Here is a 25,199-nt window from a genome sequence, read left to right as displayed (position 1 = left end):
CACTTTTTATAAGTACATTTTCCCTTTCCAGTGACCCGGAAAAAGTCACTAAAACCCGCTTTTTGAAGAGCCATAGCACCAGATGGCAGCAAGTGAAAATAGCATAACAGAAAGCGCTCATTCATTTATAAAATTAGAGCGTGCGTAATTTAAAAATGTATTTAAGCATGCATTTAAGTTACTGAAAATTATAACACAGCCCCATAAAAAAGTATAGCCACAATCGAACGTAAGTTTTGATTGTGACTATCTTTGGTACGCAGCCTTATCTAATGCCTTATCTAATCCTATCCGATCATGGGAATGATTGAAACTATTCGGAGGAACAAATTCAGCCGGCTTCATTTCCCCATGATGAAAGACATTCGCTATTCCGCTTGGAAGATCAGCCGCCACTATTTTGTTTCCGGTACTCAGCCGGTGCAATCTTCAAGACATCTCGAAATGCCGTTGCAAACTTGCTTTGATTTTCATATCCAACCTGGTTCGCAATTTCCGCTATGGTCGCCTGTGTCTGCCGAAGCAGCACAGCGGCCTGTTTCATGCGATACGTTTTCATATAGGTTCCAATAGGCTGTCCATAGATCCCCTTAAATGTATTCTTTAACGATGCAGTATTGATAAGGTATTCTTTGGAAAGCTCATCGATCGTTGGACGCTCCTGCAGGTTGGAAATCAACCGTTTATGAATCTCCCGTACAATTTCAACCTGAGGAGAAGTGTATAATTCCCTCTGTTTTTCTTTCCTCACATCCACCATGCACAGGAATAATAGCAGTTCCTGCACTTTCAGCATGAAATATGGTTTTTGCAGACAATCCGGCACAGAATAAAGCTCAGAAAAGATATGCTCAATCTCATCCTTTGCCCGCATGACAAAGCAAACTCCATCTTTGCAGAATTTCTCTTTGAAATCCGCAATCGCAACACTGCTCTCCACTAGGATTCCGGGCGGGTTCTGCGAAACGATCTCCAGATCAAGTACAACAGAAATTCCACGGTAATGCTTCAATGGAAAGGACATTTCAGATGCACAGTTATCCATTGCGTGAATCGAAAGGTCGCCCTCTCCAAGATACAGACAAGAGCCGCTTTGCAATTTGCTCCCTTCCCGGCAGTAATTGATCTCCAATATGTTTTTACCGAGATTTCCATCCCAATAACAGCTTGTCGCCTCAAAATCATTGTAAATCAGCTGAATAGCGGGATAAACCTGATAGACCGTCATAAGCCCCAGGCCATCTGCACAGTCCATTTTATAGACGGTACAATATCCGTCATTATCTTTTGGAATTACCGCAGACACCCCCGCAGCATTGGTAATAGGGTTTTCGTTCATAGTATTCCTTCCGTTCTCTTGTATTTGTTCTGCCAGGATTCTCCCGGCATCTTTTATTATATAGTCTTTTCTCATTTTACTCCGATCCAATCAGCAGGATTTGCAATCCGATCTGAAATCAAATTAGATTATTCGTGCAGGAGGTCAGGCTGTAAGTGCCCAGGAGACCGACCGGGCGGATCTTCAGGCGTGTCCCCTTTACTTTCACAATCAAGACACCGTGATTTCTATTGTTCAGAACAGCGAGGGAGGTTCTGCGGGTCATCCCCAGGGCTACCGCAAAGGTACATAGACGTTCCTCCTTACCGGTTCACGGAAGAAGCCGCCGGCATCTTACAGAACTCATAAAGCATCATGGAAACAGTAATGACAACCAGGATTGCATCAGTCAGAGCAATCGCCAGCCAGACACCACGGATACCCATGCTGCCGATCATCGGCAGAACCACGCAGAGCGGGATAAACAGGATGATCTGGCGGAACAACACCAGCCAGGTCGCCTTTTTCGCCTTACCTAAAGACTGGAACAGGGTTACGGCAATCATAAAGCTGCCTTGCAGAACGTAGGTGCTGAACATGATACGGAAGTTGGCTGCCCCTGACGCAGCGATACCCGGGGTTGTCAGGAACATGGACAAAATCTTTTCCGGGAACAGCTCGGCAGGGATATAGAATACCAGAGATAACAACGTCGCAGCGGCAATGAAAACTCTGGTCAGCGTCTTTACGCGGTCATAATCCTTTGCGCCGTAGTTTGTACCGGCAGCAGGCTGGAAGCCCTGGCTGATACCCCACAGCGGGACAAAAGAGAAATTCCAGAAGCGAAGTGCCGCGCCCAACAGGAGCTGCGAAGTTTCACCGCCATAATCTGAGCCTACACGATAGATTACCGTCTGCTGTACCAGAGTCAAAATCTGCATTAACAGGGCAGATACGCCAATGGAAAGAACCTGGGGAAGCAGCTCTTTGTCCATGCGGACGCGTCCGATCTTCACATGGGGGCTTTTCTTCTTGAAATACCACAGAGTAATCGCGGCCTGGACAATTTGGGAGAAAATCGTTGCATATGCAGCGGCTTCAATTCCCATGCCATAAGGATTCAGGATGCTGATAAAAATGGGGTCAAGGATAATGTTCAAGATAGCGCCGCTGGCAATAATCGTCATTGCCTTTTTGAGCTGGCCTTCTCCGCGGATTACCATGTTGGCGCTCTGGAAGAAGTTTACGAACAAAGATCCGGCGAACACGATGCGCAGATACTTTTCAGCATAGTTCAGGATGTTATCGCTGGCACCGGTCAGTGACAGGAGCTGGCGGGTAAACGCCATACCGAGGGCGGTGTAAATGACGGACAATAGAAGAACCATCGCAACCAGGTTGCCCATGATCTTTTTCATCGTGTTTTCGTCTTTCTTGCCGATAGCGCGGGACAGCACCGATGCGGAGCCAACGCCCAGCATGGCCGCTGATCCGGCATTTATCAGAGTTAATGGATAAGATACCGATATGGCTCCCATCTGCACATCACCAACCATCTGGCCGACAAAGATGGAATCCATCATGTTATAAAGCCCAACGACCACCATACCGAGAACCGCAGGGATGCTAAGTTCAATCATAAGGGGCCAGGGACTTTTTGTTAAAAGTTTTGTTCTTGTATCAAGTGCCTGTTTCATCACTCTATTCCTCCTGGTCTATTTTATTACGAAGTATCCAGCAAAACGCTCCAGTAACGCATTTTGTCGGATTAGCCTCATCTAACCAACCATATAAAGTATATAAAATCCAGGATTCTTTGTACGCTCCTAATCGCAGGATTTGCAATCCAATCTGAAATAAACCACCGCAGCCCCAGGGTATTTGACACCACAAATACCAAGCTGAAGCTCATGGCAAAAGCGCCGGTCATGAGAAACGGATCTTTTGCCGAAAATCCAATCAGCAGGTTTTCCGATCCAATGAGCAGAACCGCTCCCGAATCCATTGACTTTGAGAGTGTTCGTGAATATACTGGCAGCACGAACGATTAAACAATCATTTAATCGTTCAGCCATATCAAACCAACCAAATACCAAAATGAAAGGGGGCTTTCTCCATGAAAAAGATCATTAAACTAATTGACCTGGACTGCGGCCATTGTGCTGACAAAATCCAGAACGCCGTAAAGAAGATTGATGGCGTGACCAGCGTATCCGTCAATTTCCTGGGCCAGAAGATGATCCTGGAAGCGCCGGACCATAAGTTTGACGCTGTTCTGGCCGAAGCAAAGACGCTGATCAAGAAGATCGAGCCGGATGTAACTGTTAAGGCGTAATGAAAAGCTGGACACCGGCTGCCCACTGGTAGCCGGTGTTTTTTTCATCAATACACAGCAGAAGCGTGACACGCTTATGCTGCAGCGAAAGGAGAACATACTATGACACGAAAACAAAAGCACTTACTCGCCCGCATTATCATAACGGCAGTGCTGTTTCTTACAGGCAGTTTCCTCCATCTTCCCGAATTGGCGGAGATGATCGTATTTCTTGTCTGCTATGCAGTTGTCGGATGGGATATTGTATGGAAAGCAATCACAAACATCCTGAATGGACAGGTGTTTGACGAAAACTTTCTGATGACGATTGCCACCATCGGCGCATTGATTTTGGGAGAACATTCAGAAGGCGTCGCCGTGATGCTGTTTTATCAAGTGGGCGAATGGTTCCAGTCCTATGCGGTGTCCAAGTCCAGAAGATCCATTGCAAGCCTGATGGATATTCGCCCGGACTATGCTAACATTGAAAGGGACGGAAAGCTGGTTTCTGTTGACCCGAACGAAGTTCAGATCGGAGACACCATTGTTGTAAAGCCCGGAGAGCGCATCCCGCTGGACGGTAAGATTCTCAAAGGATTATCTGCTCTGGACACCTCGGCGCTGACCGGCGAAGCCATGCCACGCGAGGCCCGGCCGGGAATGGAAGTTATCAGCGGCTGCATCAACCAGACCGGCATCCTGACCATACGGACCACAAAGGAATTTGGGGAATCTACCGTAGCAAAAATTCTTGACCTTGTTGAAAATGCAAGTGACAAGAAAGGCCAAATTGAGAATTTCATCACACGCTTTGCCAGATACTACACCCCTGTGGTGGTATTCGCTGCTCTGGCGCTGGCAGCCCTGCCTCCGCTGATTACCGGGCAGCCGTTTAGCACCTGGATTTACCGGGCCTTGACCTTCCTGGTTATTTCCTGCCCTTGTGCACTGGTCATTTCCATTCCGCTTAGTTTCTTCGGCGGCATCGGCGGCGCGTCCAAGATCGGTGTTCTGGTAAAGGGCAGCAACTACCTGGAGGCCCTGGCGCACACCGAGATGGTAGTCTTTGATAAGACTGGTACACTGACAAAAGGCTCCTTTGCGGTCAGCGAGATCCACCCTGTCGGCATGGAGGATTCACAGCTTTTGGAGCTGGCTGCATATGCAGAGGATTACTCCAACCATCCGATTTCACTCTCTATCAGGAAAGCCTATGGAGAGAAAATCGACAACAGCCGGATCTGCGATATTCAGGAAATTGCCGGTCATGGCGTACAGGCCGTGATTGACGGGAAAACGATTCTGGCCGGAAACGCCAAGCTGATGCAGAAGAAACATATTGAGTACGCGCCCTCCACCGCTGTCGGTACTGTGGTCTACCTGGCCTGTGACGGAAAATACGCCGGATGTATTGTCATTGAGGACGAGATCAAGAGCGACTCTCCGGCAGCAATCAAGCTGCTGAAATCTGCCGGTATCCGCAAAACGGTCATGCTGACGGGCGATGCAGATGCAATTGGTAAGAAAGTCGCAGGTCGGCTGGGACTGGATCAGGCTTACACCGAGCTGCTTCCGGCTGATAAGGTTGACCGTGTGGAAAGCCTGCTGAAGCAGAAAAGCGAAAAAGGTACGCTGGCCTTTGTCGGGGATGGTATCAATGACGCTCCCGTACTGGCGCGGGCCGATGTAGGTATTGCTATGGGCGGCTTGGGTTCCGATGCAGCCATTGAAGCTGCCGATGTTGTTCTTATGACAGATGAACCGTCCAAAATTGCCGCAGTTATGAAGATTGCCCGCAAGACGATCCGCATTGCAAATCAGAATATCGTCTTTGCCCTGGGCGTTAAGTTCCTGGTTCTGATTTTAGGTGCGCTGGGCTATGCGAATATGTAGGCGGCTGTGTTCGCTGATGTAGGCGTTTCTATTATTGCTATTCTCAATGCGATCCGCGCCATGCGGGTCAAGCTGCCTGATATGCCTGCGGGCAGCGAGGATCAAATTTCCCAATCATTCAGGGGAATTTGACTGCATTTCAGCCGGACATGATATTTCAAATAGTGCATCTATGGATCGGTGCAGGAGCTTTGCCTGCAGCGTATCCGCCAGAGAATAATAGACTTCTTTTCCGTCCCTCCGGCTTGAAATGATCCCGCTCTTTTTTAATATACGCAGATGATGCGACACAGCAGGGGCGCTCATATCCACAGCCGCCGCAAGATTGCATACACATTCTTCACAATGGCAGAGCAGCCATAGGATCCGCAGCCGGGTCGGATCACCAAGCTGCTGAAATAAAAACGATATATCCCTAAACCCTTCCGCCGAGGGCATTTTATTTAGAACCTTTTCAATATTCTGTCCGTGGTTGTGAGGCAGATCATAATGCGGCATAAAGCTCAGCTCCTTCCTGTGACTATGATACTGATATAATTCTTGTCTGTCAAACGAGAAAATAACCTTTTCCCTTCCAAGCCCTGGTGAATTGGAACAACTGGCTGAGCTTCACAGAGCAATGGGCGATTACACACGGATGAGGAGCCTCCGTGCGGCGTGTGCATCCTGCCGGTCGTGCTTTTTTGCATCATAGGAGGCTTGGGAGGAGTTTCCTATGATACAAAACGCAGCCCCTGTGCTGTTTTGCAGGGGCTGCTTGGGGTATTCCATTACAGGGTTTCGTAGGAAACCAGCTGGCTCATCGGGATGCGCTTTTTATCAAAACGGTTGGGGTCAGCAGCTTCCGCATCAGAATAGCCGGCAACCAGAATGTTGACCGGCTCCAGATTGGACGGAAGGTCAAATTCCTTACGCAGAACATCAGGATCGAAGTAGCATACCCACACCGTTCCAAGGCCCAGCTCCGTGGCCTGGAGCATCATGTGGTCGGCCAGGATGGAGGCGTCAATATCGCCGGTCTGCTTCTGGTCGAAAGGCCGCACCCACGCCTTATTGTGGTCGGCACAAACGATAATGGCCAGGGGCGCACTGTAAATATTAGCCGCTTTGCTGATCTTCGCAAGACCTTCCTCGCTCTGAACAGCAATCAGGTGAACCGGTTGAAGGTTGGCAGCGGTAGGGGCCACATGAGCAGCCTCCAGAATTTTCTCCAGCTTCTCAGGCTCCACCTTCGTTTCTTTGTAATCGCGTACCGACATACGCTGCTTTGCAATCGTGATAAAATCCATAATATAACGTCCTTTCAGTATTTTTATTTTGAGCATATCAAATCAACCATCGACCTAATTGTAGCACTTGAAAACAAAACCGCAAGAATGCACTTTTTCGGAAGATACTTCCCAAAAAGATAGCACCCTGCAGGAAAGAGAGCATTGCTCCCCTTTCTATTTTCATAAATTTCCACACAAATCCCAAAAATATGGTATGATATCCGTGACAGTATATTTGTATCGAATTTTACAAAAGGAGTATCTATCATGCCAGTTTTTGATTTTAGCGACACGCCGGATATGAAAAAAGATCCTGAATGTACCTATACCACCTTTCGCTCCAATGAGTCGGGGGCTTCTGCTGAAAAGCCCATCCTGCTGCTGGATAATCAGAAGCAACGGTGGAAGCATCATTCCTGCGGGGTTTTTGCCAATCAGAGCAAACGGACGGCCTTTGAATTTAAGGAGGAGAAAGAGACAGTCAGTGCGGATATCCTGCAGATCGATGCCCGTTTTGTCAGCCTGATCCGATGGCTGGGAGAAAATCATATCAATGTGAGGCTGTCCGGTGAAAACAGGGTGGATGGCTATGCGGTTTACCGGATCCGTGAGATCGCCTTTGGCGGCGGGACGAAGCTCTCTGCGGAGGACGGTTTTCTTCAGTTTATGATCGAAAGGCTGTTTGCAAGCAGCGCTCCGGCTGAAGAGGCGGAGGACGAGGAGCTGGCCGAGGCCGGCGATGATATGAAGCTTACCAGCCTTCAAAGCATCACGGACTTTATGACCTGCGCCGGAAGGACCCTGCCGGACAATATCAGGCTTTGGGCCCGGAGAAACCTGGCCGTTGCCCGCTCCCATGAGGTTACCCCGGAGGAACGGCGCCATGCCCAGCGGGCTCTCTCTATTATGACGAATATTCAGTGGAAATCCAATTATTTTGAATCCATTGATCCCCAGGAGGCCCGCCGCATCCTGGATGAGGAACTCTATGGAATGGAGCGGGTGAAGCAGAGGATCATCGAGACCATCATCCAGATCAACCGGACTCATACCCTGCCTGCATACGGTCTTCTTCTGATCGGTCCTGCGGGAACAGGGAAATCCCAGATCGCCTATGCTGTTGCCCGCATTTTAAAGCTCCCCTGGACCACTCTGGACATGAGCTCCATCAACGATCCGGAGCAGCTCACCGGAAGCTCCCGGATCTATTCTAATGCAAAGCCGGGAATCATCATGGAGGCCTTCTCCATGGCCGGAGAGTCCAATCTGGTCTTTATCATCAATGAGCTGGACAAGGCGGCTGCCGGAAAGGGAAATGGCAATCCCGCGGACGTCCTTCTGACCCTTCTTGATAATCTTGGCTTTACGGACAATTATATCGAGTGTACCATACCGACTGTGGGTGTATACCCCATTGCCACTGCCAACGATAAGAGCCAGATCAGCGCTCCCCTCATGTCCCGCTTTGCGGTGATCGATATCCCGGACTATACACCGGAGGAAAAGAAGATCATCTTTTCAAAATTCGCTCTGCCTAAGGTCTTAAAACGCATGGGACTCCATGAAAATGAGTGTGTAGTGACAGAAGAGGCCCTGGAGGCTGTCATTGAAAACTTTGCAAATACCTCCGGTATCCGCGATCTGGAGCAGGCAGCGGAGCATATGGCGGCCAATGCCCTTTATCAGATCGAGGTAAACCATGTGTCTGAGGTCGTCTTTGATGCGGAAATGGTGCGGGCTCTGCTGGCATAAGCCTCGCACTGCTCTCACTCCCCTTTCGCCGGTCTGGGTTTATACCATTCTGCTGCATGATACCCGGAGGAGATCACCTGGTTTTCAATGTATTGGAAGCTCCCATTTGACAGCGGGCGCACCACGGTCCTGTGGCTGAGAGCTGCCCCCTGGTTTTGCTCCGGCCAGACCGCATTTACCGTCATCTCGATGGTGCCATCCTCCCTCATCTCATAAGCAACGACCTCAGGATACGGGGCCTCAGCCCCCGGTCCGCTGTCATACAGGCTCCTCGGCCTGAATTCATAGGCTGAGGAGGCCTGTACATAGTCTGTATCTGCCTTCAGCTCCTGGCTGTCCACAGGAAAATACTCTGTGACTACCTGCTCAAAATCTCTCTCCGGAATCTGGTATACTGCACTTCCGTCTTCTGCTTCGGCGGTAAGCATCCCTGAAATATCCAGAGGATACCTGTTATACCGCTTTTCAAATATGTCATAAAAATCCAGGGCCCGGTAATCATGTTCACTCCAATCCGTAATAAATACGTTATTGGAGCCATAGCCCCAGGGCAGGATATACGTCCTGTTGAGCTCCCGGCAGACCGCGTCCAGCGGCTCCACCCGGACGGCCACATGGCTGTAGGGGCCGGAAAAGCCTGCCATATATTGCTTTCCGAAAAACAGGTATCCATTCTCCGGGTATACCCATTCATATGCCGGAAACGCTTCTGTATACATGACATTGAGACTGCCGTCCTCCCAGGCTAAGCTATCCGCTGTGACCTCCACCCGGCCCTCTGTTGTGACAAAAGAAAACCGGACAAATCCACCATTGTTCAGGGCTATGATCATGTCCAGCCCGCCGTCCTTCTTTTTCTCTACCTTTTCACAGAACGCCTTCACCGGCGCCGGATTTTCCATATTAAACTGGTTGCCCTGATCCACTACAGGCCATCCCTCCTCTCCCAGCTTTTTTACGGTCTCTCCGATCCGCTCAAAACTCTCCATTCCACGGCTTTCCTCATAATATTCATAGATGTCCCTGCAGGCTTTCTCGATCTTCTCCTCTATCAAAGGCTCCTCATTGACCGCCTTTTTCTGTTCCCCCGGACTGTAAAAACAGCCTGCCAGAAGGGCCGCCAATCCCAAAAAGCCTATGGCCATTTTCCCCTTTTTCATTCCGTTTCTCCTGTCATCTCTATCATTATAAACAGATCGTATGTCTATCCCCTGAAAAAGTCAAGCAAAAGGAGCCTTGACATTCCCTTGGCTCCGTGCTAGAATGTTCGCATGCTTACATTTAAATCTTATGAAAAGACCTGAAAGGATGGGAAAAACCCATGGATCCAAAAAATATCGGTCTGGAAATACGCACTCTCTCTAATCTGATCCACCGCAAGATCAACCAAATGGTGTCTGAGGAGGAGGACAATCTCACTGCCCATCAAAACTGGGTACTGCATTATCTGTATACACATCAGGATTCCGATGTGATGCAGCGGGATATTGAAGCTCAGTTTTCCATCCGCCGCTCCACTGCCAGCCATATGCTGCAGCTGATGGAGCAGAACGGCTATATCAAACGCCTTTCCGTACCTGAGGATGCCAGGATGAAACGGCTAGTCATCACAGAGAAGGGCCTGGAGGCCAGGGCACGCATGAGGGAGCGGCTGGACCGCTTTGAAAGGCTGCTCCAGGCAGGCCTGTCCGAGGAGGAGCTTTCCCTTTTTTCCCAGATCATTGAACGTCTAAAACAGAATATCCAGTAAATGCCAACAGAACCTTTGTTGGTATTTATTTTGGCAAAATTGTAAGTTAGCTAACTTTTTAAAGCGAGGAGGAGTACGAATGAATCAAAACAAAGCACTTTTTGAAGATGCCCCTATTCCAAAGGCTGTCGCTGTCATGGCGGTCCCTACCATGATCTCCATGCTGGTGGTAGTCATCTACAATATGGCTGACACCTTTTTCATCGGCCAGACAGGCGATCCCATGCAGGTGGCAGCGGTATCGCTGGCAACACCTGTTTTCATGGTATTTATGGCCCTGGGCAACCTGTTTGGTATCGGAGGAAGCTCTGCCATCTCCCGCTCTCTGGGTGAAAAAAAGCTGGAACGCGCCCGCAATATCTCATCCTTTTGCTGCTACAGTTCCCTCGGCCTGGGGGTTTTGATGGCTGTTCTTTTCCTCATAGGCATGGATGCCATCCTGAAGCTGATAGGAGCCAGTGAATACACGGTAGGCTTTGCCAGGGAATATCTGACCTACATCGCCTTTGGCGGGCCATTTATCATGTTCGGCACTGCCTTTGGCAATATCCTGCGCGGCGAGGGCGCTGCAAAGGAATCCATGATCGGTAATATGATCGGCACTGTCACCAACATTGTCCTGGACCCCATTATGATCCTGTTCCTGGGCTGGGGCGTAGCGGGAGCTGCCATTGCCACCGTGATCGGCAACATCGCCGCCAGTGCCTACTATGTCTGCTATTTCCTTCGGAAGAGATCCAGCCTTTCCATCCGCTTTCAGGATTTCTCCACAGCAGGCAGAATCCCCTTCAGCGTTGCCTCTATCGGCATTCCTGCTTCCTTAAACAATATCCTCATGAGCTGTGCCAATATTGTCCTGAATCTGGTCCTTGTAAGCTATGGCGACACTCCTGTGGCTGCCATGGGCGTGGCTTTAAAAAGCAACATGCTGGTTGTCCTGCTCCAAATCGGCCTCTGCGCCGGCATTCAGCCCCTGATCGGCTACAATTATGGCTCAGGGAATAAAAAGCGGTTAAAGCAGGTGTTCTGGTTCACAGGATTGTGCGCTGTTATTATGGGAACAGCTCTCACTCTCCTCATGGTAGTAGCAAGGAGATTTGTCATCCAGGCCTTCATCAATGACGCGGATGTCATTTCCTACGGTATCCAGATGGTGATCGCCCTGCAGCTTTCCGGTCCCGTGATCGGTATCCTGTTCCTGTGCATCAACACTCTTCAGGGCATGGGAAAGGCGCTTCCCTCCCTGGTTCTGACCATCTGCCGCCAGGGCCTTATCTTCATCCCCGCTGTCTGCCTCCTGAACCGCATATTCGGGCTGGACGGCGTGATCTATGCACAGCCCACAGCGGACTTCCTTTCCATTGTCCTTTCTGTTGTACTGTGTATGCACATCTTCCATAAAATGGAAGGCTCGGAAAACCTATCCGGCACCTCGGATATAAGGCTTTGACAGGCCCCCAGGCCCGTGATTCTTCCCAACGGAGCCCAACAGAGCCACTAAGGTGATCCGGTATGGCAGCATCGCCTCTATCTAAAAAAACGAATAACTAATTTTTCTCATTCTTATCGCATAAAAACTGTGAATAAATTGACAATGGTTATTTGAAATGATAGGATAATCTGGTAAATAAATAGAACAGATGGAGGAGATCATCATGAACAAAAGCAATATGACCGGCTTGGCCATTATGGCAGTGGCTTCTGCTGCGGTGATTGCTGTATCAGGTCCTGCCTACAATGCCATTCAGGAGTCACGCCTGAAGGCTGCTGCCGGCGGACAGGAGACTACCACCGCTGCAGGAGAGGCAGAGGGCTATGGCGGCCCCATCCTGGCAGAGCTGACTCTGGCCGGGGACAAGATCATTGATCTGAAGCTTTCCGGCGACAAGGAGACACCGGAGATCGGAGGCGCTGCCTTAAATACTCTGAAGGAAGCCATCCTGGAAAAGGGAAGCCTGGAGGGAGTGGATGCAGTATCCGGAGCTACCTGGACTTCCAAAGGCGTTTTTGCCGCCGTACAATCTGCTATGGGAATCGAAAAAGCAGAGGAGCCTGCTTCTGACGCTTCCGAAGAGGCAGTCACAGCCTCCGGCCTTTACCACGGCCTGGGCTTCTTCTCAAATGGCCGCTTAGGCCCTGGGAAGGATGACACAGACACAGGCGTCTACAGCTTCAACGAGGTGGTCGCTTATGTCCTCTTTGACGAAGAGGGACGCATCCTTGATCTGGAGGTAGACCAGTTAGAGGTGGCAACACCAAATTATGACGGCGAGCACATGCCCCACCTGACCGGCTTCCCCGGACAGAGCTACAATGCCGATGAGGATCATGATGAAAAGGTTGACGCTGTTCTGGAGCAGACAGAGGACACCTTCTTAGCTGAGGTAGACGGATGGGCCACAAAGCGTGAGCGCGGCAGCACCTACAAGCTGGGCTCCGGCACCTGGGAAGAGGAAATGGATGTATTCGAGGAGACCTTCAAAGGCATGACCATAGAGGAAGTGAAGCAGTGGTATGCAGACAACTGCTCTGACTTAAACGGCAAGCCCCTCCACGGCACCTCTGATAAGGAAGAGGATATCAAGAAGTACGAGGCTCTTTCCGATGAGGCAAAGGCTGGCCTGGATGCCATTTCCAGCGCTACCATGTCCTTAAATGATGCCCACGGCAACATTCTTGGGGCTTTGGAGCGGGCTTATGAGTCAAGAAAGCCAGTGGATGCTGACAGCGTTGCAAAGATCGGCCTGGGCTTTACCAATACCGGCCGCTTAGGACCTGGAAAAGATGACACAGACACAGGTGTCTACAGCTTCAACACCCAGGCTGCAGGCGCATGCTTTGATGCAGACGGCAAGATCGTTGCTCTCTACACAGATGTGATGGAGATCGCCACACCAAACTACGACGGCGAGCATATGCCTCATCTGACCGGCTTCCCCGGACAGAGCTACAATGCGGATGAGGACCATGACGAAAAAGTGGATACCGTGCTTGAGCAGACAGATGACACCTTCCTGGCAGAGATCGAGGGCTGGAAGACAAAGCGTGAGCGCGGCAGCACCTATAAGCTGGGCTCCGGCACCTGGCAGGATGAGATGAACATCTTTGAGGAAGCCTTCAAGGGCCTGACAGCCGATGAGGTAAGCACCTGGTTTGACACCTACTGCTCTGACTTAAACGGCAAGCCCCTCCACGGCACCTCTGATAAGGAGGAGGATGTCAAGAAGTACGAGGCTCTTTCCGATGAGCAGAAAGGTGAAATGGATGCTATCTCCGGCGCTACCATGAGCCTTAAGGATGCCCATGGCGACATCTTAGGCGCTATTGTAAAATCCTGGGAGAATGCAAAGAGCTCCAACATTTCTGTGAGCAAATAATATCCCCAAAATGTCCAAAAGGGCGGGAACCGTATCACATCTCCGGTTCCTGCCCTTTTTCTGCGTTCATCCCTCACATCATTTATTTCTGTCTTTCCTTCAGCACTTCCAATGCCTTCTGTATCTGGTTATCCTCCTCAGGCTCCACCACTGCCTGGGTCTTTAATTCTTCTGACAGCTCAACCTCCACATCCGGCTCTATGCCCTTTCCGTGAAGGTCAAAGCCGCTGGGTGTATAGTAGTGGGCTGTTGTGATCTTGATCGCAGAACCATCTCCCAGAGGGATGAGATTCTGCACGATTCCTTTGCCATAGCTGGTAGTTCCCACCACAGCCGCCTTGTCATAATCCTTCAGAGCTCCTGTAAATACCTCGGAAGCGCTGGCTGAATCACCGTTTACCAGGATGACAATGGGGATATCCAGCTCATGGCCGTCAGAGGCTACATAGGTGTCTCCCTTTCCGTTCTTATCTGCAGTGTACACGATCAGAGTCTTTCCCTTTCCCTTTTCATAGGTGGAAAGGTCATCGGGAAGAATGTAATCCGCCATCTTGATGGCCCCGTCCAGAACGCCTCCGGGATTATTCCGCAAATCGATCAGCAGACCCTTCATGCCCTCCTCTGTCAGGGAGTCAATGGCCGTCGTGAACTGCTCCACTGTGATCAGGTCAAACTCACTGACAGCAATATATCCTGTCTTATCTGCCAGCATCCGGTACTCTACGGTCGGCACCTCGATCTTGCGGCGCACGATCGTGAAATCCACATATTCGTCCTTGTCTGCGCGGTAGACCGTCATATCCACCATGGTGCCTTCCTCGCCCTTGATGTAGGTGCTCACCAGAACATCCAGGCTTTCACCGGCCACCAGCTGGTCTTCCACCTTATAAATAATATCCCCAGGCTTCAGCCCTGCCTCAAAGGCCGGGGAGCCCTCAAATACCTTTACAATGGTGCACAGCCCCGTATTCCTGTTCTGGCTCAGCATCGCACCGATACCGGAATAGGTTCCGCTGGTGCTCTCCCGCATGAGCTTATAATCCTCCTCCGAATAATAGGAGGAATAGGGATCGTCCAGGCCTGCCATCATTCCGCGGTAAATATAGTCCTCCACCTGCCCCGCATCCGGCTCATAGAGGAAATACTGGCCGATGATCTGCTCGATCAGGTTCATTTTATTTAAAACCTGGCTGAAATCCACGCCCGCTGCCGCTGCCTTCCCATCTGTAACAGAAGGCGCCACCTTCTCTGTGCCCAGCCCCGGCTGGCGGCTCATCACACGCATTCCAAAGAGGTAAATGCCAGCGGACATTCCCACAATGATCAGCCCTGCAAAGGCAGTGACAAGGGCTCCCACAAGAGCACCCATCCAAAAACGGCTTTTTCCTCCCCTGCCCGGGGTGTTTTCCCTCTCCTTTTCATCCCTGTTCCATTGTTCATCCATTCTGCGATTTTCCACTTCTGTCTCCTATCTGTCTGACAGCCGCGGCCCGGCCTCCAGCGCCGCAAGGCTGAATTACACATCTTTTTATGAATACGCCCTTATCCCTACATCATAGTCGCCGGGCTCTTCTTTTATGCCAGTACCGCGTGCCCTTATCCCCTGTATGAAATACCATCCAGATATCCCCTGCTGTCCCGGTTATGGTCAGGGGCTTACATACTTCTGCGGGTTCACGTAAGATCCTCCTGAACGGATCCCAAAATGCAGGTGAGGCCCTGTAGAATACCCGGTGGAGCCCACCTTTGCAATGGTCTGTCCCTTTGTGACCTTCGCCCCCTTGCTCACTAACAGCTGGGAGCAGTGCATGTATACCGTGCTCACCCCACCTCCATGGTCGATCATGATATAATTGCCTGCGGAATAGCTGTATGTAGAGATTACCACCTCGCCGTCAGCTGCCGCCACAATGGCAGAGCCTGTGCTGGCTCCGATATCGATCCCCTTGTGATTGCTGGAGGCTCCCTCTGTGGGCGACTCCCTGTCTCCGAACCGGGAGGTGATACGGCTGCTGGAAGGGCAGGGCCACTTAAAACTAATATTCCCCAAATTTGACACGGTATACGTTTTCCCCGCTTCCGCCGCCTTCTTCCTGGCCTCCTCCTCCCGGCGCTTCATCTCGGCCTCGATCTTCTTCATCTCATCTTCCTGGGCCTTGATGTCCGCCTCATACTGGTCGATCTCACTCTGTGCCGATGCGATCTTTGTCTGGAAGGCTGCCAGTTCTGCCTTCTTCGTGCTTAAGAGCTTCTGCACAGAGGCCTGCTTTGCCTCTGTGGACTCCTGCATTCCCAGAAGGGCCTCATGCTCCTTAGAGAGCGTTTCCTCCTCTGCGCGCACGGCTTCCTTGGCTGCTGCGTATTCCCTCAGCATCCTGCGGTCATACTCTGCGATCTGGCTCACATACTCTGCCCTGTTAAGAAGCTCAGAAATGCTCTGGGACCTCACAATGGAATCCATAAAGCTGGTCTCGCCATTCTCGTACATATATTTGATGCGCAGCTTCATAGTATCGTACTGGTGGGCCTCCACAGTTTTTGCCTCCTGAAGCCTTACCCGGGCCTGGGCGATCTCCTCCTCCTTTTGGCTGATCTCCCCCTCCAGCTGGGTGAGCTCCGCTGCCAGGGAGGACAGGTCTGCATCCAGCCGCTTTACATAGGCAGCCGCATCCGACTTTAATCCCTCCAGCTCCTTTAGGGTTCCCTCCATCTTTTTCTTCTCCTCCTCCAGAGCAGACACCTTCTTTTTGGCATCCTCCATCTGGGTGCTTGTGGCATAGGAGGAAAATGCAGCTGCCATGCCGATCATCAGAGACAGAGATAGGGTAAGGACCCTGAACCGCTTCTTTTCCATCGTTCTCTTCATAGAACCTCACCCCCTAGACCTTTAAGTGGCGGCGGATGGTAAAGAAACTTACCACAAAGCCGATCCCCACTCCCAAGGCCATGGCAAAGCCTGCCATGGAGGGAAAGATTTCATGGAGGGCCAGAGGCTCAAAGAGCCCTGCGATGATCTGGTATCTTTCATTCAGATAGTAAATGGCCTCCTGGTAGAGAACATAGATGGCCGCCAATGGGATGACAGCGCCGAAAAAGCCCAGCAGCACGCCCTCCACCACAAAGGGCGCCCGTATCATGTAATTGGTGGCTCCAATATAGCGCATGATCTCATTTTCCCGCCTGCGGAAGGCCGCTGCCACGGAAATGGTATTGCTGATCAGGAAAACCGCCACAGCTAAAAGCACGCCGATGATCATAGCTGATATCACGCCGATGATCTTGCCCATGCTTGTAAATCCTGCTGCAAGGGCGCTGGAATACCTTACCCGGCGCACACCTGCAAGCTCGTTCAGACGGTTCACCACCTCCTGCTGAGAGGAGATATCCCTTAAAAATATCTCATAGGAGGCAGAGCCAGCCAGGGGATTATCATCTGCAAAGCCCTCTGCCAGCTCCTCCATGCCCTCAAAATATTGGGCCTTAAAGCTCTCCCAGGCCTGGTCGGCAGAAATATAGCGCATTTCCCGCACTTCACCCCATCCTCCGATCTCGCTGCCCACAGCCCCGATATCCTCCTCGGACATGCCTTCATCAAAAAATACCGTGATCCCTACGGTATTCTCCGCCATCTGCGCCCCATGCTCCACATTTGCCATAAGGGCAAAAAAAAGACAAAATAAAAAAATACATGCAGAAATAGTCGCTATGGAAGCCAGCGAAAACAAAATATTTCTGCATATATTGATCACGCCCTGTTTCAGGCAATACCAAAATGTACTAATCCTCATCATTGGGTATCTGCTTCTCCTCCCACGTCACTGATAATCGACCCCCGGTCCATCGTGATGACACGCTTATTCATCTCGGCCACCATCTCCTGGCTGTGTGTTACCACAACCACAGTCGTCCCCCTCTGGTTGATCTCCTCCAGAAGATTCATAATCTCATGGGTGTTAAAGCTGTCCAGATTCCCCGTAGGCTCATCTGCCAACAGGACCTCCGGATTGTTGATCAAAGCCCTGGCAATGGCCACCCTCTGCTGCTCCCCGCCGGAAAGCTGGCTGGGATAAGCCTTGTACTTAGAGGACAGTCCCACCAGCCTGAGCATTTCAGGCACTGTCTCCCGTATGGTGCGCCCCGGCACACCGATCACTCTCTGAGCAAAGGCAACATTCTCAAACACAGTGCGGTCCTTCAGGAGCCGGAAGTCCTGAAAGACCACGCCTAATTTTCTTCGGTATTTGGGAACAAATCTCCTGGGCATCCTGCCCAGATCCATATCGTTGACAACGATCCGCCCCTTTGTGGGCTCAAGCTCCTTCAAAAGAAGCTTAAGCAGGGTGCTCTTTCCAGAGCCGCTCCTGCCCGTTATAAATACGAACTCGCCGTCCTCTATTGTGAGGTTTAAGTCCTTTACGGCCCTGCTTCCAGGGCCGTAGGTCTTGCTCACATGAGTCAATTCTATCATCTGTCACAACCTCTTAATAGTCCAGGCTTTCCATATACTTCATGTATTTGGCAACCATAAGGGCGATCTTAAAGGTAATGGCATCCTCAAACACGCGCAGATCCAGTCCGGTGCTCTTCTGCAGCTTGTCCAGACGGTATACTAAGGTGTTGCGGTGGATGTAGAGCTGCCTGGAGGTCTCGGATACGTTCAGGCTGTTCTCAAAGAACTTGTTGATGGTAGCCAGTGTCTCCTCGTCAAACTCATCCGGTGACTTGCCGTCAAACACCTCGCGGATGAACATTTTGCACAGCGGGATCGGAAGCTGGTAGATCAGACGTCCGATACCTAAGTTGTTATATGCGATCACATTCTTGCTGGCATAGAAGATCTTGCCTACATCTAAGGCCATCTTCGCCTCCTTGTAGGAGCGTGACACCTCCTTGATGTCGCCGATCACAGTACCATAGGCTACACGTACCTTCGTCATGGCCTCTGTGTTCATCATATCCAGAATCGTGTTGGCTGTCTTGTCCAGATCACCGTAGGATTCCCCTGGGCGGACCTCCTTTACCAGGATGATATTCTTCTCATCCACGGCTGTGATGAAGTCCTTTGTCTTTGCTGCGAAGAGGCTTCTGACTGTCTCAAGGGCATTGGCATCCTTTTCATTGTGTGTCTCGATGATAAATACCACGCGCTTCACATCGGTATCAATGTGGAGCTTCTTCGCACGGTTGTAAATGTCAACTAACAGCAGGTTGTCCAGCAGCAGGTTCTTAATAAAGTTATCCTTGTCAAAGCGCTCCTTATATGCAACAAGAAGGTTCTGGATCTGGAAGGCCGCCAGCTTTCCAACCATATATACGTCATCGCTGGCTCCCTTTGCAAGAAGGATGTATTCCAGCTGGTGTTCATCAAATACCTTAAAGAACTGATAGCCCTGGATCACCTGGCTGTCTGCCGGAGAATCCACGAATACCAGAATCGAACTCTCTGATTCTTCTGCATCTGTAAAAGTGGACGCAAGCACCTTTCCCTCTGTGTCACAGATACCTAAATCAATTCTTGTAATTGCCTTTAATCCGTCCAGTGTCGTCTGAAGTATCTGATTTGAAATCATTCTCTACTCTCCTTTTTTGATGTATTCGGAGTTTCCATTATCCCTATTTTCATATTTTAATGCAATTTTACAAAAAAAGCAAGAGAGTTGTAACCTCTCTTGCCCTTTTTTACAATAGCAGTCTGAGCTCTGATCCCAAAGGATTAGTTCAGGATAACATTCTCGGTGTCCTTGTCGAAAATATGTATCTTCTCAAGGTCCATAGCCAGCTTTACAGTATCACCAGGTCTTGCGGTGGTACGCGGATTTACCTTGGCGGTGAAGTTTGCATCATCAATATCAAAGTACAGAAGAACCTCAGAACCTAACATCTCATATACACGGATGGTTGCATCAAATACGCTCTTTGGAGAAGAAGCTAAGAATGCATCCTCATCATGCAGATCTTCCGGACGGATACCCAGGGTAACAACCTTGCCTACATAACCTGCTGCTTCCAGCTTTTTCGCTTTGTCAGCCGGCAGTGCTACCGTGTGTCCGCCGAAGGTCAGGGTGATGTCTGTGCCTGCTTTGCCGACCTGAGCGTCGATCATATTCATCTGAGGAGCTCCGATGAATCCGGCAACGAACTTGTTGCATGGCTTATCATACAGGTTCTGTGGGCTGTCTACCTGCTGAACGATACCATCCTTCATAACAACGATTCTGGTACCAAGGGTCATAGCCTCTGTCTGGTCATGTGTAACGTAGATAATGGTGGTTTCCAGTCTCTGATGAAGCTTGGAGATCTCAACACGCATCTGGCCTCTCAGCTTAGCATCCAGGTTGGACAGCGGCTCATCCATCAGGAATACCTTGGGGCTGCGGACGATAGCACGTCCCATAGCTACACGCTGTCTCTGACCACCGGAAAGAGCCTTCGGCTTACGGTCTAACAAATGCTCCAGGTCAAGGATCTTAGCTGCATCATGCACCTTCTTGTCGATCTCATCCTTTGGAGTCTTTCTTAATTTCAGTCCGAATGCCATGTTATCATATACGGACATATGTGGATACAGAGCGTAGTTCTGGAATACCATTGCGATGTCTCTGTCCTTAGGCTCAACATCGTTTACCAGCTTATTGTCAATGTATAATTCGCCGGAGGAGATATCTTCCAGACCTGCGATCATACGAAGAGTGGTGGACTTACCACATCCTGAAGGACCTACGAAGATGATGAATTCCTTATCAGCGATTTCCAGATTGAATTCCTTCACTGCAACGAAACCGTTGGGGTATTTCTTAGTAACATTCCTTAAAGATAAACTAGACATTCTGTTTTTTCCTCCTAATACACTTTCATTGTGCCTCATTTGTAACTGTCTATATCATACCTGAAAGTCCATTTTCTTTCCATATTGTAAATCCACAAAATACATTTTTTGGTTTTAGCTAAATTGTATACCGCCAAAAAAAAATGCTGGAAATCACAAAGTTTCGCAATTTTTTTCCTTTTGTTTTTGTTGAAACTGTTAAGACCTCCCCTTCATCCCATGGGAGGGGAGGTTATTTTTGGCTATTTTATGAAAATAACCCCCGGATTTCGCTGAAATACTCCTATTTTTTTATCAATCTTGTCCCACACACAACTATTTTCATCCCCGCTCAATTATTGCTTCGCAGTAATAAAGCCTTCGCCGAAAACCTCACGGGCATCGCTGACGATCACAAAGGCCCTGGGGTCAAACTCCGCTGCGATCTCCTTGATCTGCACGATCTCCTTCTTGGAAACAACGCAGAAAAGCATTTTTTTCTCCTGATTAGTATACATTCCTCTGGCCTCCAGGCTGGTGACACCTCTTCCCATGCGCTCCATGATGGCACCTGCGATCTCCTGGTAGCAGTCAGAAATAATGTAGGCCTGTTTGGAGAATTTCAATCCTTCGATCAGGCCGTCTGTCACCTTAGAATTACAGAAGATCGCAATGAGGGCATAGAGAGCCGTGGGAATCCCAAATATACCGGCACCCGCAGCCACAATAAAGCCATCCAAAACCTGCATGATCTGAGCCATGGTGTAGTGGCGCAGCCGCCGCTGTATCAGCACCGCCAGCATGTCCGTGCCTCCTGTAGTACACCCGCCTAAGAGCACAAGTCCTGTTCCCAGGCCGCTTAAGATCCCTCCGAACAGCGCGGCAAGGAGAATATCCCCGCCAATGCAGGAAACCTCCGGGAGCACATAGAGAGAAAAGGACAATGTCAGGGTGGAGAACAGGGTGCGCTTGATAAACGTCCATCCCATAATAAAGTAAGCCGCTAGAAACAGAGGGATATTGAGGGCCGTATTCGTAAGCCACAGCGGGAGTCCCCACAGCTCCTTGACAATGATGGAAACGCCTGACACTCCGCCTATTACCATACTCACCGGATCAAAAATATTTTTAATGGCAAAGCCGATCAGAAATGTACCCGCAATAATGGCCATATACTCCCTGAATGTACTTTTCATTTTCATGTCTTTCGTCCTTTCCCGGCACTCTGCCGCTTCTGTTCTGTCTGTTTTTTTGTTGCACCGGATGCTTCAGAGGAGTTTCCTGGCGCAACAAAAAAGCAATTGCCGCAAAGGCCCCTGACACCTTTTGCGGCAGCTTATCCGTGTATAAAGTATGCTTCCTGCGGGCCTGTTCTATACGTCCCCCTGTGCGTTTCAAAAATGCTTATACGCGCTCAATGGTCTTTTCCGTGATCCTTATCTTTCCTTCCTTCAGCAGGCGTCCTACGGCCCGTTTAAAAGCATTCTTGCTGATGCCGAACTCTCTCTGGATGATCTCCGGCTTTGCCTTGTCATTGAACGGGAGCACCCCGTCAAATTCCTCCAGCACCTTCAGAACGGCCTCTGCATCTGCTCCCATCTGCACATAGGCCCGCTGACGCAGGCACAGATCCAGCTTCCCGTCCTCTCTCACCCGCACGACTCTGGCCTGTACGGTCTCGCCCTCCCGCACCTTGCCGAAAATCTCCTTCTGTGGGATCAGGCCGTAATATCTGTTATCCACCGCCACAAAGGCACCTATGGACGGATTGATCTCATATACCGTACCTTCCACCCAGTCCTCGGCCTTATAGGGTGACTGGCTGCTCATGTGGGAATACACCCTCATGGTGGCTGCCAGCCTGTGGCTCTTGTCCACATAGAGGCTTACAAGGCATTTTTCCCCTTTTCGCACGGGATGTGTCTGCTCCTTAAAGGGAAGCAGAAGATCCTTCTCCAGACCCATGTCCAGAAATGCCCCTATTCTGGAAACCTCCTTGACCTCCAGTTTGGCCGTCTCTCCCAGCTGCAGCCTCGGCGTGCTGGTGGTAGCGATCAGCCTGTCTGCAGAATCCTTATAGATGAACACGGTCACTCTGCTCCCAATGTCAGCACCCTCCGGCACCTGCTTTCTGGGCAGGAGGACAGCTGCCTCATCTCCCGGCTTTTCGCTTAAATATACGCCAAACTCTTTTTTTCTGACTATTTCCAGCTCCTGTATCTTTCCTAATTCGATCATATATTTACTCCCTCTGTTTATCATCTCCGGCAATGGCGGCGGTTCCTACATGCACTGCACCGGCTCTGTCAAGAGCTGGATCACCGCATAGGCCTCCCCTGCCGTATTTTTCAACGCCACGGTCCACCAGCCGTCCTCCTCCTCTGTGACGGACGGGAGGACGATGTCTCCCAGCAGCGCTGCCTTTTTGTAATCCGCCCGGATCTCTCTTATCGTCAGACCCTGGGGGATGGCTTCCCTTGCCATATCCACATACTGGGCATTGTTCACATGGTGGTTGGTATCCAAATGATGGCGTGCGATCTGGACCGGCTCTCCTGCCCTAAAGTGTTCAGGGACAGACAGCCTTCTGGGCGACGGGTCTAACGCCAGAGGCGCTTCCTCCCTGCCATAGGGCGCTGTATCCTCCGGCTGTACCCGGATGGGTGTCTGCCTTTCTGTATCATATAAAAACCAGATAGAATGGGCTCTCACAAGATCAGCCCCGGTTCTGTCCCTGAGTACGAAATCCCGGTAGCCGTAGATCCCTTTAAATGAAGTGGGCCATGTACCTACGGTGATCGCCTCTCCCAGCTTTGGATACCGGTCAATGTTGATCCGCCAGGAGGACAGAAGCCAGGCCTTGTGATTCTGATCCAAAAATCCCACGCCCACCTTTGCATCCTCTGACTGCAGCGTACTACAGTCCTGCATATAATTGATGATGCCCAGCACGCTGAGGCGTCCGTATTCATCTGTCTCGCTGTAGCGCACCCTGCTGTTAAATGTATACATATTCTCCGGCCTCCTGACGCTATGATACCATGTCCTTTCCCTCTCACGCAAGACTAGCTAGAAAAAAATCCCACAGGCTTTACCTGCGGGATATCTCTAAGCTGGGCTACAAGGATTCGAACCTTGAAAATGACGGAGTCAGAGTCCGTTGCCTTACCATTTGGCGATAGCCCATTGTTTATTCTTCGCAGCCTTACTTGCGACTGCGAAGATTATTATACTCATATTATGGCAATTCGTCAAGCACTTTTTTAATTTTATATCCAATGAAATTAAAATGGCCCGATCCCTGTCATAGTGGCATACATAAGAAAGCAGAATGCCACGATCCACCATAGGCCGATCAGCGGAATGATGAACTTAAACCATTTTTTATATGGGACCGCTGCCAAAGCCAGACAGGACATGGTCATACCGCTGGCCGGGGTGACCGCATTAGTAAATGCATCGCCGAACTGGAAGGCAAATACAGCTGTCTGCCTGGTAACGCCTACCAGATCTGCCAGAGGCGCCATGATCGGCATGGTGATCGCCGCCTGGCCGGAGCCGGAGGGCACCAGGATATTGAACAGGTCCTGTACGATAAACATGCCGAAGGCAGTCAGGGAAGACGGGAAGTGGTTCAGAATCCCTGCAAGGGCATGTACGATGGTATCCATGATACTTGCATCGGTCAAGAGAATGGTGGCTGCCTTACAGAGGCCCACCATCAGGCAGGGGAGCATCATGCCCTTGCAGCCGGAGACAAAGCTATCTGCCATTTCCCGCGCATTCAGGCCTCCGATGACCCCTGTGACGATCCCCATGATGAGGAACAAGGCGGAGATCTCATCCATGTAGAATCCGAACTTGATAACGCCCACGATCAGGCAGATGAAGGTAACTGCCAGGGCTGCCAGACAGACCTTCTGCCTGGCAGTCAGAGGCTCGATCTCCGTCATATCCAGCTCTAACGTCCTGGTCTGGTCGTATTCATACATCGCGCTGGACCGGGGATCCTTCTTTACCTTCAGGGCATAGCGCATCACATAGGCGATATTGATAACCACAAGCACTGCGAAAAGGAGCATGCGGTATCCCAGCCCGGAAAAGGTGGGAAGTCCTGCGATCCCCTGGGCAACACCTACGGTAAAGGCATTGGTGCAGCCCGCCCCATAGCCTGCTCCCACAGAACAGAACACCAGGGCCAGGGCAGTGATGGAATCAAAGCCCACAGCCATGCACACTGTAATGAGAAGAGGCAGGAAGGCCAGATATTCCTCATTACAGCCCGCCAGGGTAGAACAGATGGAAAAGACGATCATGATGACCGGGATCATCAAAAGCTCCCGACCCTTCATTTTTTTCACAAGGGTGCCCAGGCCGGATTTGATCGCTCCCGTAGCCGACAGGATGCCCAGGGAACCTCCCACAAGAAAGAGAAAGGCGATAATGCTGCTTCCCCCCTGGATACCGAGGGTGACGGAGGTAAACAGCTCCATAAGTCCTGTGGGATTCTGATCCGTATAATGGAAGGTAGACGGATCCACCACCATCCGCCCGGTACCCGGATCCTCTATGCGGTCATAAACACCAGCCGGGATAATATAGCTCGCAACCGCACTGATCAGGATAATGCACGCAATAATAATGATCGGATTTGGCGCCTTAAAGGAGCTTCCCCCCTTTGGCTGACCCTGCTTTTTCTTTGATGAAAAGATACTCATC

The 25,199-nt window shown here is 50.5% G+C and carries 20 protein-coding genes, 1 tRNA gene and 1 pseudogene; 6 read left to right on the top strand and 16 right to left on the bottom strand.

The features are described from left to right. Positions 1-385 precede the first annotated feature (385 nt). Together LIZ87_RS17145 and LIZ87_RS17140 are read right to left on the bottom strand one after the other, a co-directional pair. A complete protein-coding gene (locus tag LIZ87_RS17145) occupies positions 386-1,339 on the bottom strand; it encodes an AraC family transcriptional regulator (protein WP_330664667.1) in 954 nt (317 codons plus the stop codon). A 302-nt stretch (positions 1,340-1,641) separates the two neighbouring features. Then, on the bottom strand, positions 1,642-3,015 hold the full coding sequence (locus LIZ87_RS17140; protein WP_227148583.1) for an MATE family efflux transporter: 1,374 nt from the start codon (positions 3,013-3,015) through the stop codon (positions 1,642-1,644). A 419-nt stretch (positions 3,016-3,434) separates the two neighbouring features. Here LIZ87_RS17140 and LIZ87_RS17135 point away from each other — a divergent pair, with 419 nt between their 5' ends. Further along, entirely contained in the window at positions 3,435-3,653 is a 219-nt protein-coding gene (locus LIZ87_RS17135; protein ID WP_227148582.1) for a heavy-metal-associated domain-containing protein, read from the top strand. A gap of 102 nt (positions 3,654-3,755) precedes the next feature. Beyond that, positions 3,756-5,657 (top strand): annotated as a pseudogene (locus LIZ87_RS17130) (heavy metal translocating P-type ATPase). Here LIZ87_RS17130 and LIZ87_RS17125 read toward each other — a convergent pair. Then, positions 5,640-5,963 (bottom strand): metalloregulator ArsR/SmtB family transcription factor, encoded by a 324-nt coding sequence (locus LIZ87_RS17125; RefSeq protein WP_330664668.1) that lies wholly within the window; start codon positions 5,961-5,963, stop codon positions 5,640-5,642. The pseudogene LIZ87_RS17130 and the gene LIZ87_RS17125 overlap by 18 nt on opposite strands. Before the next feature lie 332 nt (positions 5,964-6,295). Further along, positions 6,296-6,814: a nitroreductase family protein gene (locus tag LIZ87_RS17120; protein ID WP_227148580.1), complete on the bottom strand. Its 519-nt coding sequence runs from the start codon at positions 6,812-6,814 to the stop codon at positions 6,296-6,298. 249 nt (positions 6,815-7,063) lie between these two features. Between LIZ87_RS17120 and LIZ87_RS17115 the strand changes: the two genes are divergently transcribed. Next, positions 7,064-8,548 (top strand): AAA family ATPase, encoded by a 1,485-nt coding sequence (locus tag LIZ87_RS17115; RefSeq protein ID WP_227148579.1) that lies wholly within the window; start codon positions 7,064-7,066, stop codon positions 8,546-8,548. A 14-nt stretch (positions 8,549-8,562) separates the two neighbouring features. Here LIZ87_RS17115 and LIZ87_RS17110 read toward each other — a convergent pair whose 3' ends face one another. Continuing rightward, a complete protein-coding gene (locus tag LIZ87_RS17110; RefSeq protein ID WP_227148578.1) occupies positions 8,563-9,708 on the bottom strand; it encodes a DUF6070 family protein in 1,146 nt (381 codons plus the stop codon). 161 nt (positions 9,709-9,869) lie between these two features. On the opposite strand from LIZ87_RS17110, the gene LIZ87_RS17105 reads away from it, so the two are divergent. From LIZ87_RS17105 to LIZ87_RS17095, 3 genes are all read left to right on the top strand, one after another. After that, positions 9,870-10,298: a MarR family winged helix-turn-helix transcriptional regulator gene (locus LIZ87_RS17105; RefSeq protein ID WP_227148577.1), complete on the top strand. Its 429-nt coding sequence runs from the start codon at positions 9,870-9,872 to the stop codon at positions 10,296-10,298. A 79-nt stretch (positions 10,299-10,377) separates the two neighbouring features. Next, positions 10,378-11,748 carry an MATE family efflux transporter gene (locus LIZ87_RS17100; protein WP_227148576.1) on the top strand — a complete coding sequence of 457 codons (1,371 nt, stop codon included), beginning with the start codon at positions 10,378-10,380 and terminating at the stop codon, positions 11,746-11,748. Between the two features lie 205 nt (positions 11,749-11,953). Next, positions 11,954-13,675, top strand: a complete 1,722-nt coding sequence (locus LIZ87_RS17095; protein WP_227148575.1) for an FMN-binding protein — start codon at positions 11,954-11,956, stop codon at positions 13,673-13,675. Between the two features lie 82 nt (positions 13,676-13,757). On the opposite strand, the gene LIZ87_RS17090 is transcribed toward LIZ87_RS17095, so the two are convergent. From LIZ87_RS17090 to LIZ87_RS17040, 11 genes are all read right to left on the bottom strand, one after another. Beyond that, entirely contained in the window at positions 13,758-15,134 is a 1,377-nt protein-coding gene (locus LIZ87_RS17090; RefSeq protein WP_442912234.1) for a S41 family peptidase, read from the bottom strand. A gap of 189 nt (positions 15,135-15,323) precedes the next feature. Next, positions 15,324-16,529 carry a murein hydrolase activator EnvC family protein gene (locus LIZ87_RS17085; protein WP_442912237.1) on the bottom strand — a complete coding sequence of 402 codons (1,206 nt, stop codon included), beginning with the start codon at positions 16,527-16,529 and terminating at the stop codon, positions 15,324-15,326. 25 nt (positions 16,530-16,554) lie between these two features. Continuing rightward, positions 16,555-17,463 carry a cell division protein FtsX gene (locus LIZ87_RS17080; RefSeq protein ID WP_178313516.1) on the bottom strand — a complete coding sequence of 303 codons (909 nt, stop codon included), beginning with the start codon at positions 17,461-17,463 and terminating at the stop codon, positions 16,555-16,557. Beyond that, positions 17,463-18,143: a cell division ATP-binding protein FtsE gene (gene ftsE, locus LIZ87_RS17075; RefSeq protein WP_178313506.1), complete on the bottom strand. Its 681-nt coding sequence runs from the start codon at positions 18,141-18,143 to the stop codon at positions 17,463-17,465. Before ftsE ends, LIZ87_RS17080 begins: the two co-directional genes overlap by 1 nt. Before the next feature lie 13 nt (positions 18,144-18,156). Next, positions 18,157-19,245, bottom strand: a complete 1,089-nt coding sequence (locus LIZ87_RS17070) for a PucR family transcriptional regulator (RefSeq protein WP_178313508.1) — start codon at positions 19,243-19,245, stop codon at positions 18,157-18,159. Between the two features lie 143 nt (positions 19,246-19,388). Then, on the bottom strand, positions 19,389-20,501 hold the full coding sequence (locus tag LIZ87_RS17065; RefSeq protein ID WP_178313510.1) for an ABC transporter ATP-binding protein: 1,113 nt from the start codon (positions 20,499-20,501) through the stop codon (positions 19,389-19,391). 335 nt (positions 20,502-20,836) lie between these two features. Next, positions 20,837-21,682, bottom strand: a complete 846-nt coding sequence (locus LIZ87_RS17060) for a YitT family protein (RefSeq protein ID WP_442912232.1) — start codon at positions 21,680-21,682, stop codon at positions 20,837-20,839. Positions 21,683-21,884: 202 nt separating this feature from the next. Continuing rightward, complete coding sequence (locus LIZ87_RS17055; protein WP_178314185.1) at positions 21,885-22,718, bottom strand: CvfB family protein; 834 nt, start codon at positions 22,716-22,718, stop codon at positions 21,885-21,887. A 45-nt stretch (positions 22,719-22,763) separates the two neighbouring features. Further along, entirely contained in the window at positions 22,764-23,492 is a 729-nt protein-coding gene (locus LIZ87_RS17050) for an acyl-[acyl-carrier-protein] thioesterase (RefSeq protein WP_178314188.1), read from the bottom strand. Positions 23,493-23,593: 101 nt separating this feature from the next. After that, positions 23,594-23,666 (bottom strand) — tRNA-Gln (locus tag LIZ87_RS17045). A gap of 98 nt (positions 23,667-23,764) precedes the next feature. Further along, a complete protein-coding gene (locus tag LIZ87_RS17040) occupies positions 23,765-25,198 on the bottom strand; it encodes a YfcC family protein (RefSeq protein ID WP_178313289.1) in 1,434 nt (477 codons plus the stop codon). Position 25,199 lies beyond the last annotated feature (1 nt).

Origin of the sequence: Lacrimispora sp. 210928-DFI.3.58 (assembly GCF_020554865.1) — a bacterium.
Taxonomy (GTDB): Bacteria; Bacillota; Clostridia; order Lachnospirales; family Lachnospiraceae; genus Enterocloster.
This window is presented reverse-complemented; position numbering and strand designations above follow the sequence as displayed.

What these genes read in the sequence shown, in the direction of transcription:
- LIZ87_RS17145 (WP_330664667.1), bottom strand. Translation starts at nt 1,339, where the DNA reads ATGAACGAAAACCCTATTACCAATGCTGCGGGGGTGTCTGCGGTAATT.
- LIZ87_RS17140 (WP_227148583.1), bottom strand. Translation starts at nt 3,015, where the DNA reads ATGAAACAGGCACTTGATACAAGAACAAAACTTTTAACAAAAAGTCCC.
- LIZ87_RS17135 (WP_227148582.1), top strand. Translation starts at nt 3,435, where the DNA reads ATGAAAAAGATCATTAAACTAATTGACCTGGACTGCGGCCATTGTGCT.
- LIZ87_RS17125 (WP_330664668.1), bottom strand. Translation starts at nt 5,963, where the DNA reads ATGCCCTCGGCGGAAGGGTTTAGGGATATATCGTTTTTATTTCAGCAG.
- LIZ87_RS17120 (WP_227148580.1), bottom strand. Translation starts at nt 6,814, where the DNA reads ATGGATTTTATCACGATTGCAAAGCAGCGTATGTCGGTACGCGATTAC.
- LIZ87_RS17115 (WP_227148579.1), top strand. Translation starts at nt 7,064, where the DNA reads ATGCCAGTTTTTGATTTTAGCGACACGCCGGATATGAAAAAAGATCCT.
- LIZ87_RS17110 (WP_227148578.1), bottom strand. Translation starts at nt 9,708, where the DNA reads ATGAAAAAGGGGAAAATGGCCATAGGCTTTTTGGGATTGGCGGCCCTT.
- LIZ87_RS17105 (WP_227148577.1), top strand. Translation starts at nt 9,870, where the DNA reads ATGGATCCAAAAAATATCGGTCTGGAAATACGCACTCTCTCTAATCTG.
- LIZ87_RS17100 (WP_227148576.1), top strand. Translation starts at nt 10,378, where the DNA reads ATGAATCAAAACAAAGCACTTTTTGAAGATGCCCCTATTCCAAAGGCT.
- LIZ87_RS17095 (WP_227148575.1), top strand. Translation starts at nt 11,954, where the DNA reads ATGAACAAAAGCAATATGACCGGCTTGGCCATTATGGCAGTGGCTTCT.
- LIZ87_RS17085 (WP_442912237.1), bottom strand. Translation starts at nt 16,529, where the DNA reads ATGGAAAAGAAGCGGTTCAGGGTCCTTACCCTATCTCTGTCTCTGATG.
- LIZ87_RS17080 (WP_178313516.1), bottom strand. Translation starts at nt 17,463, where the DNA reads ATGAGGATTAGTACATTTTGGTATTGCCTGAAACAGGGCGTGATCAAT.
- ftsE (WP_178313506.1), bottom strand. Translation starts at nt 18,143, where the DNA reads ATGATAGAATTGACTCATGTGAGCAAGACCTACGGCCCTGGAAGCAGG.
- LIZ87_RS17070 (WP_178313508.1), bottom strand. Translation starts at nt 19,245, where the DNA reads ATGATTTCAAATCAGATACTTCAGACGACACTGGACGGATTAAAGGCA.
- LIZ87_RS17065 (WP_178313510.1), bottom strand. Translation starts at nt 20,501, where the DNA reads ATGTCTAGTTTATCTTTAAGGAATGTTACTAAGAAATACCCCAACGGT.
- LIZ87_RS17060 (WP_442912232.1), bottom strand. Translation starts at nt 21,682, where the DNA reads ATGAAAATGAAAAGTACATTCAGGGAGTATATGGCCATTATTGCGGGT.
- LIZ87_RS17055 (WP_178314185.1), bottom strand. Translation starts at nt 22,718, where the DNA reads ATGATCGAATTAGGAAAGATACAGGAGCTGGAAATAGTCAGAAAAAAA.
- LIZ87_RS17050 (WP_178314188.1), bottom strand. Translation starts at nt 23,492, where the DNA reads ATGTATACATTTAACAGCAGGGTGCGCTACAGCGAGACAGATGAATAC.
- LIZ87_RS17040 (WP_178313289.1), bottom strand. Translation starts at nt 25,198, where the DNA reads ATGAGTATCTTTTCATCAAAGAAAAAGCAGGGTCAGCCAAAGGGGGGA.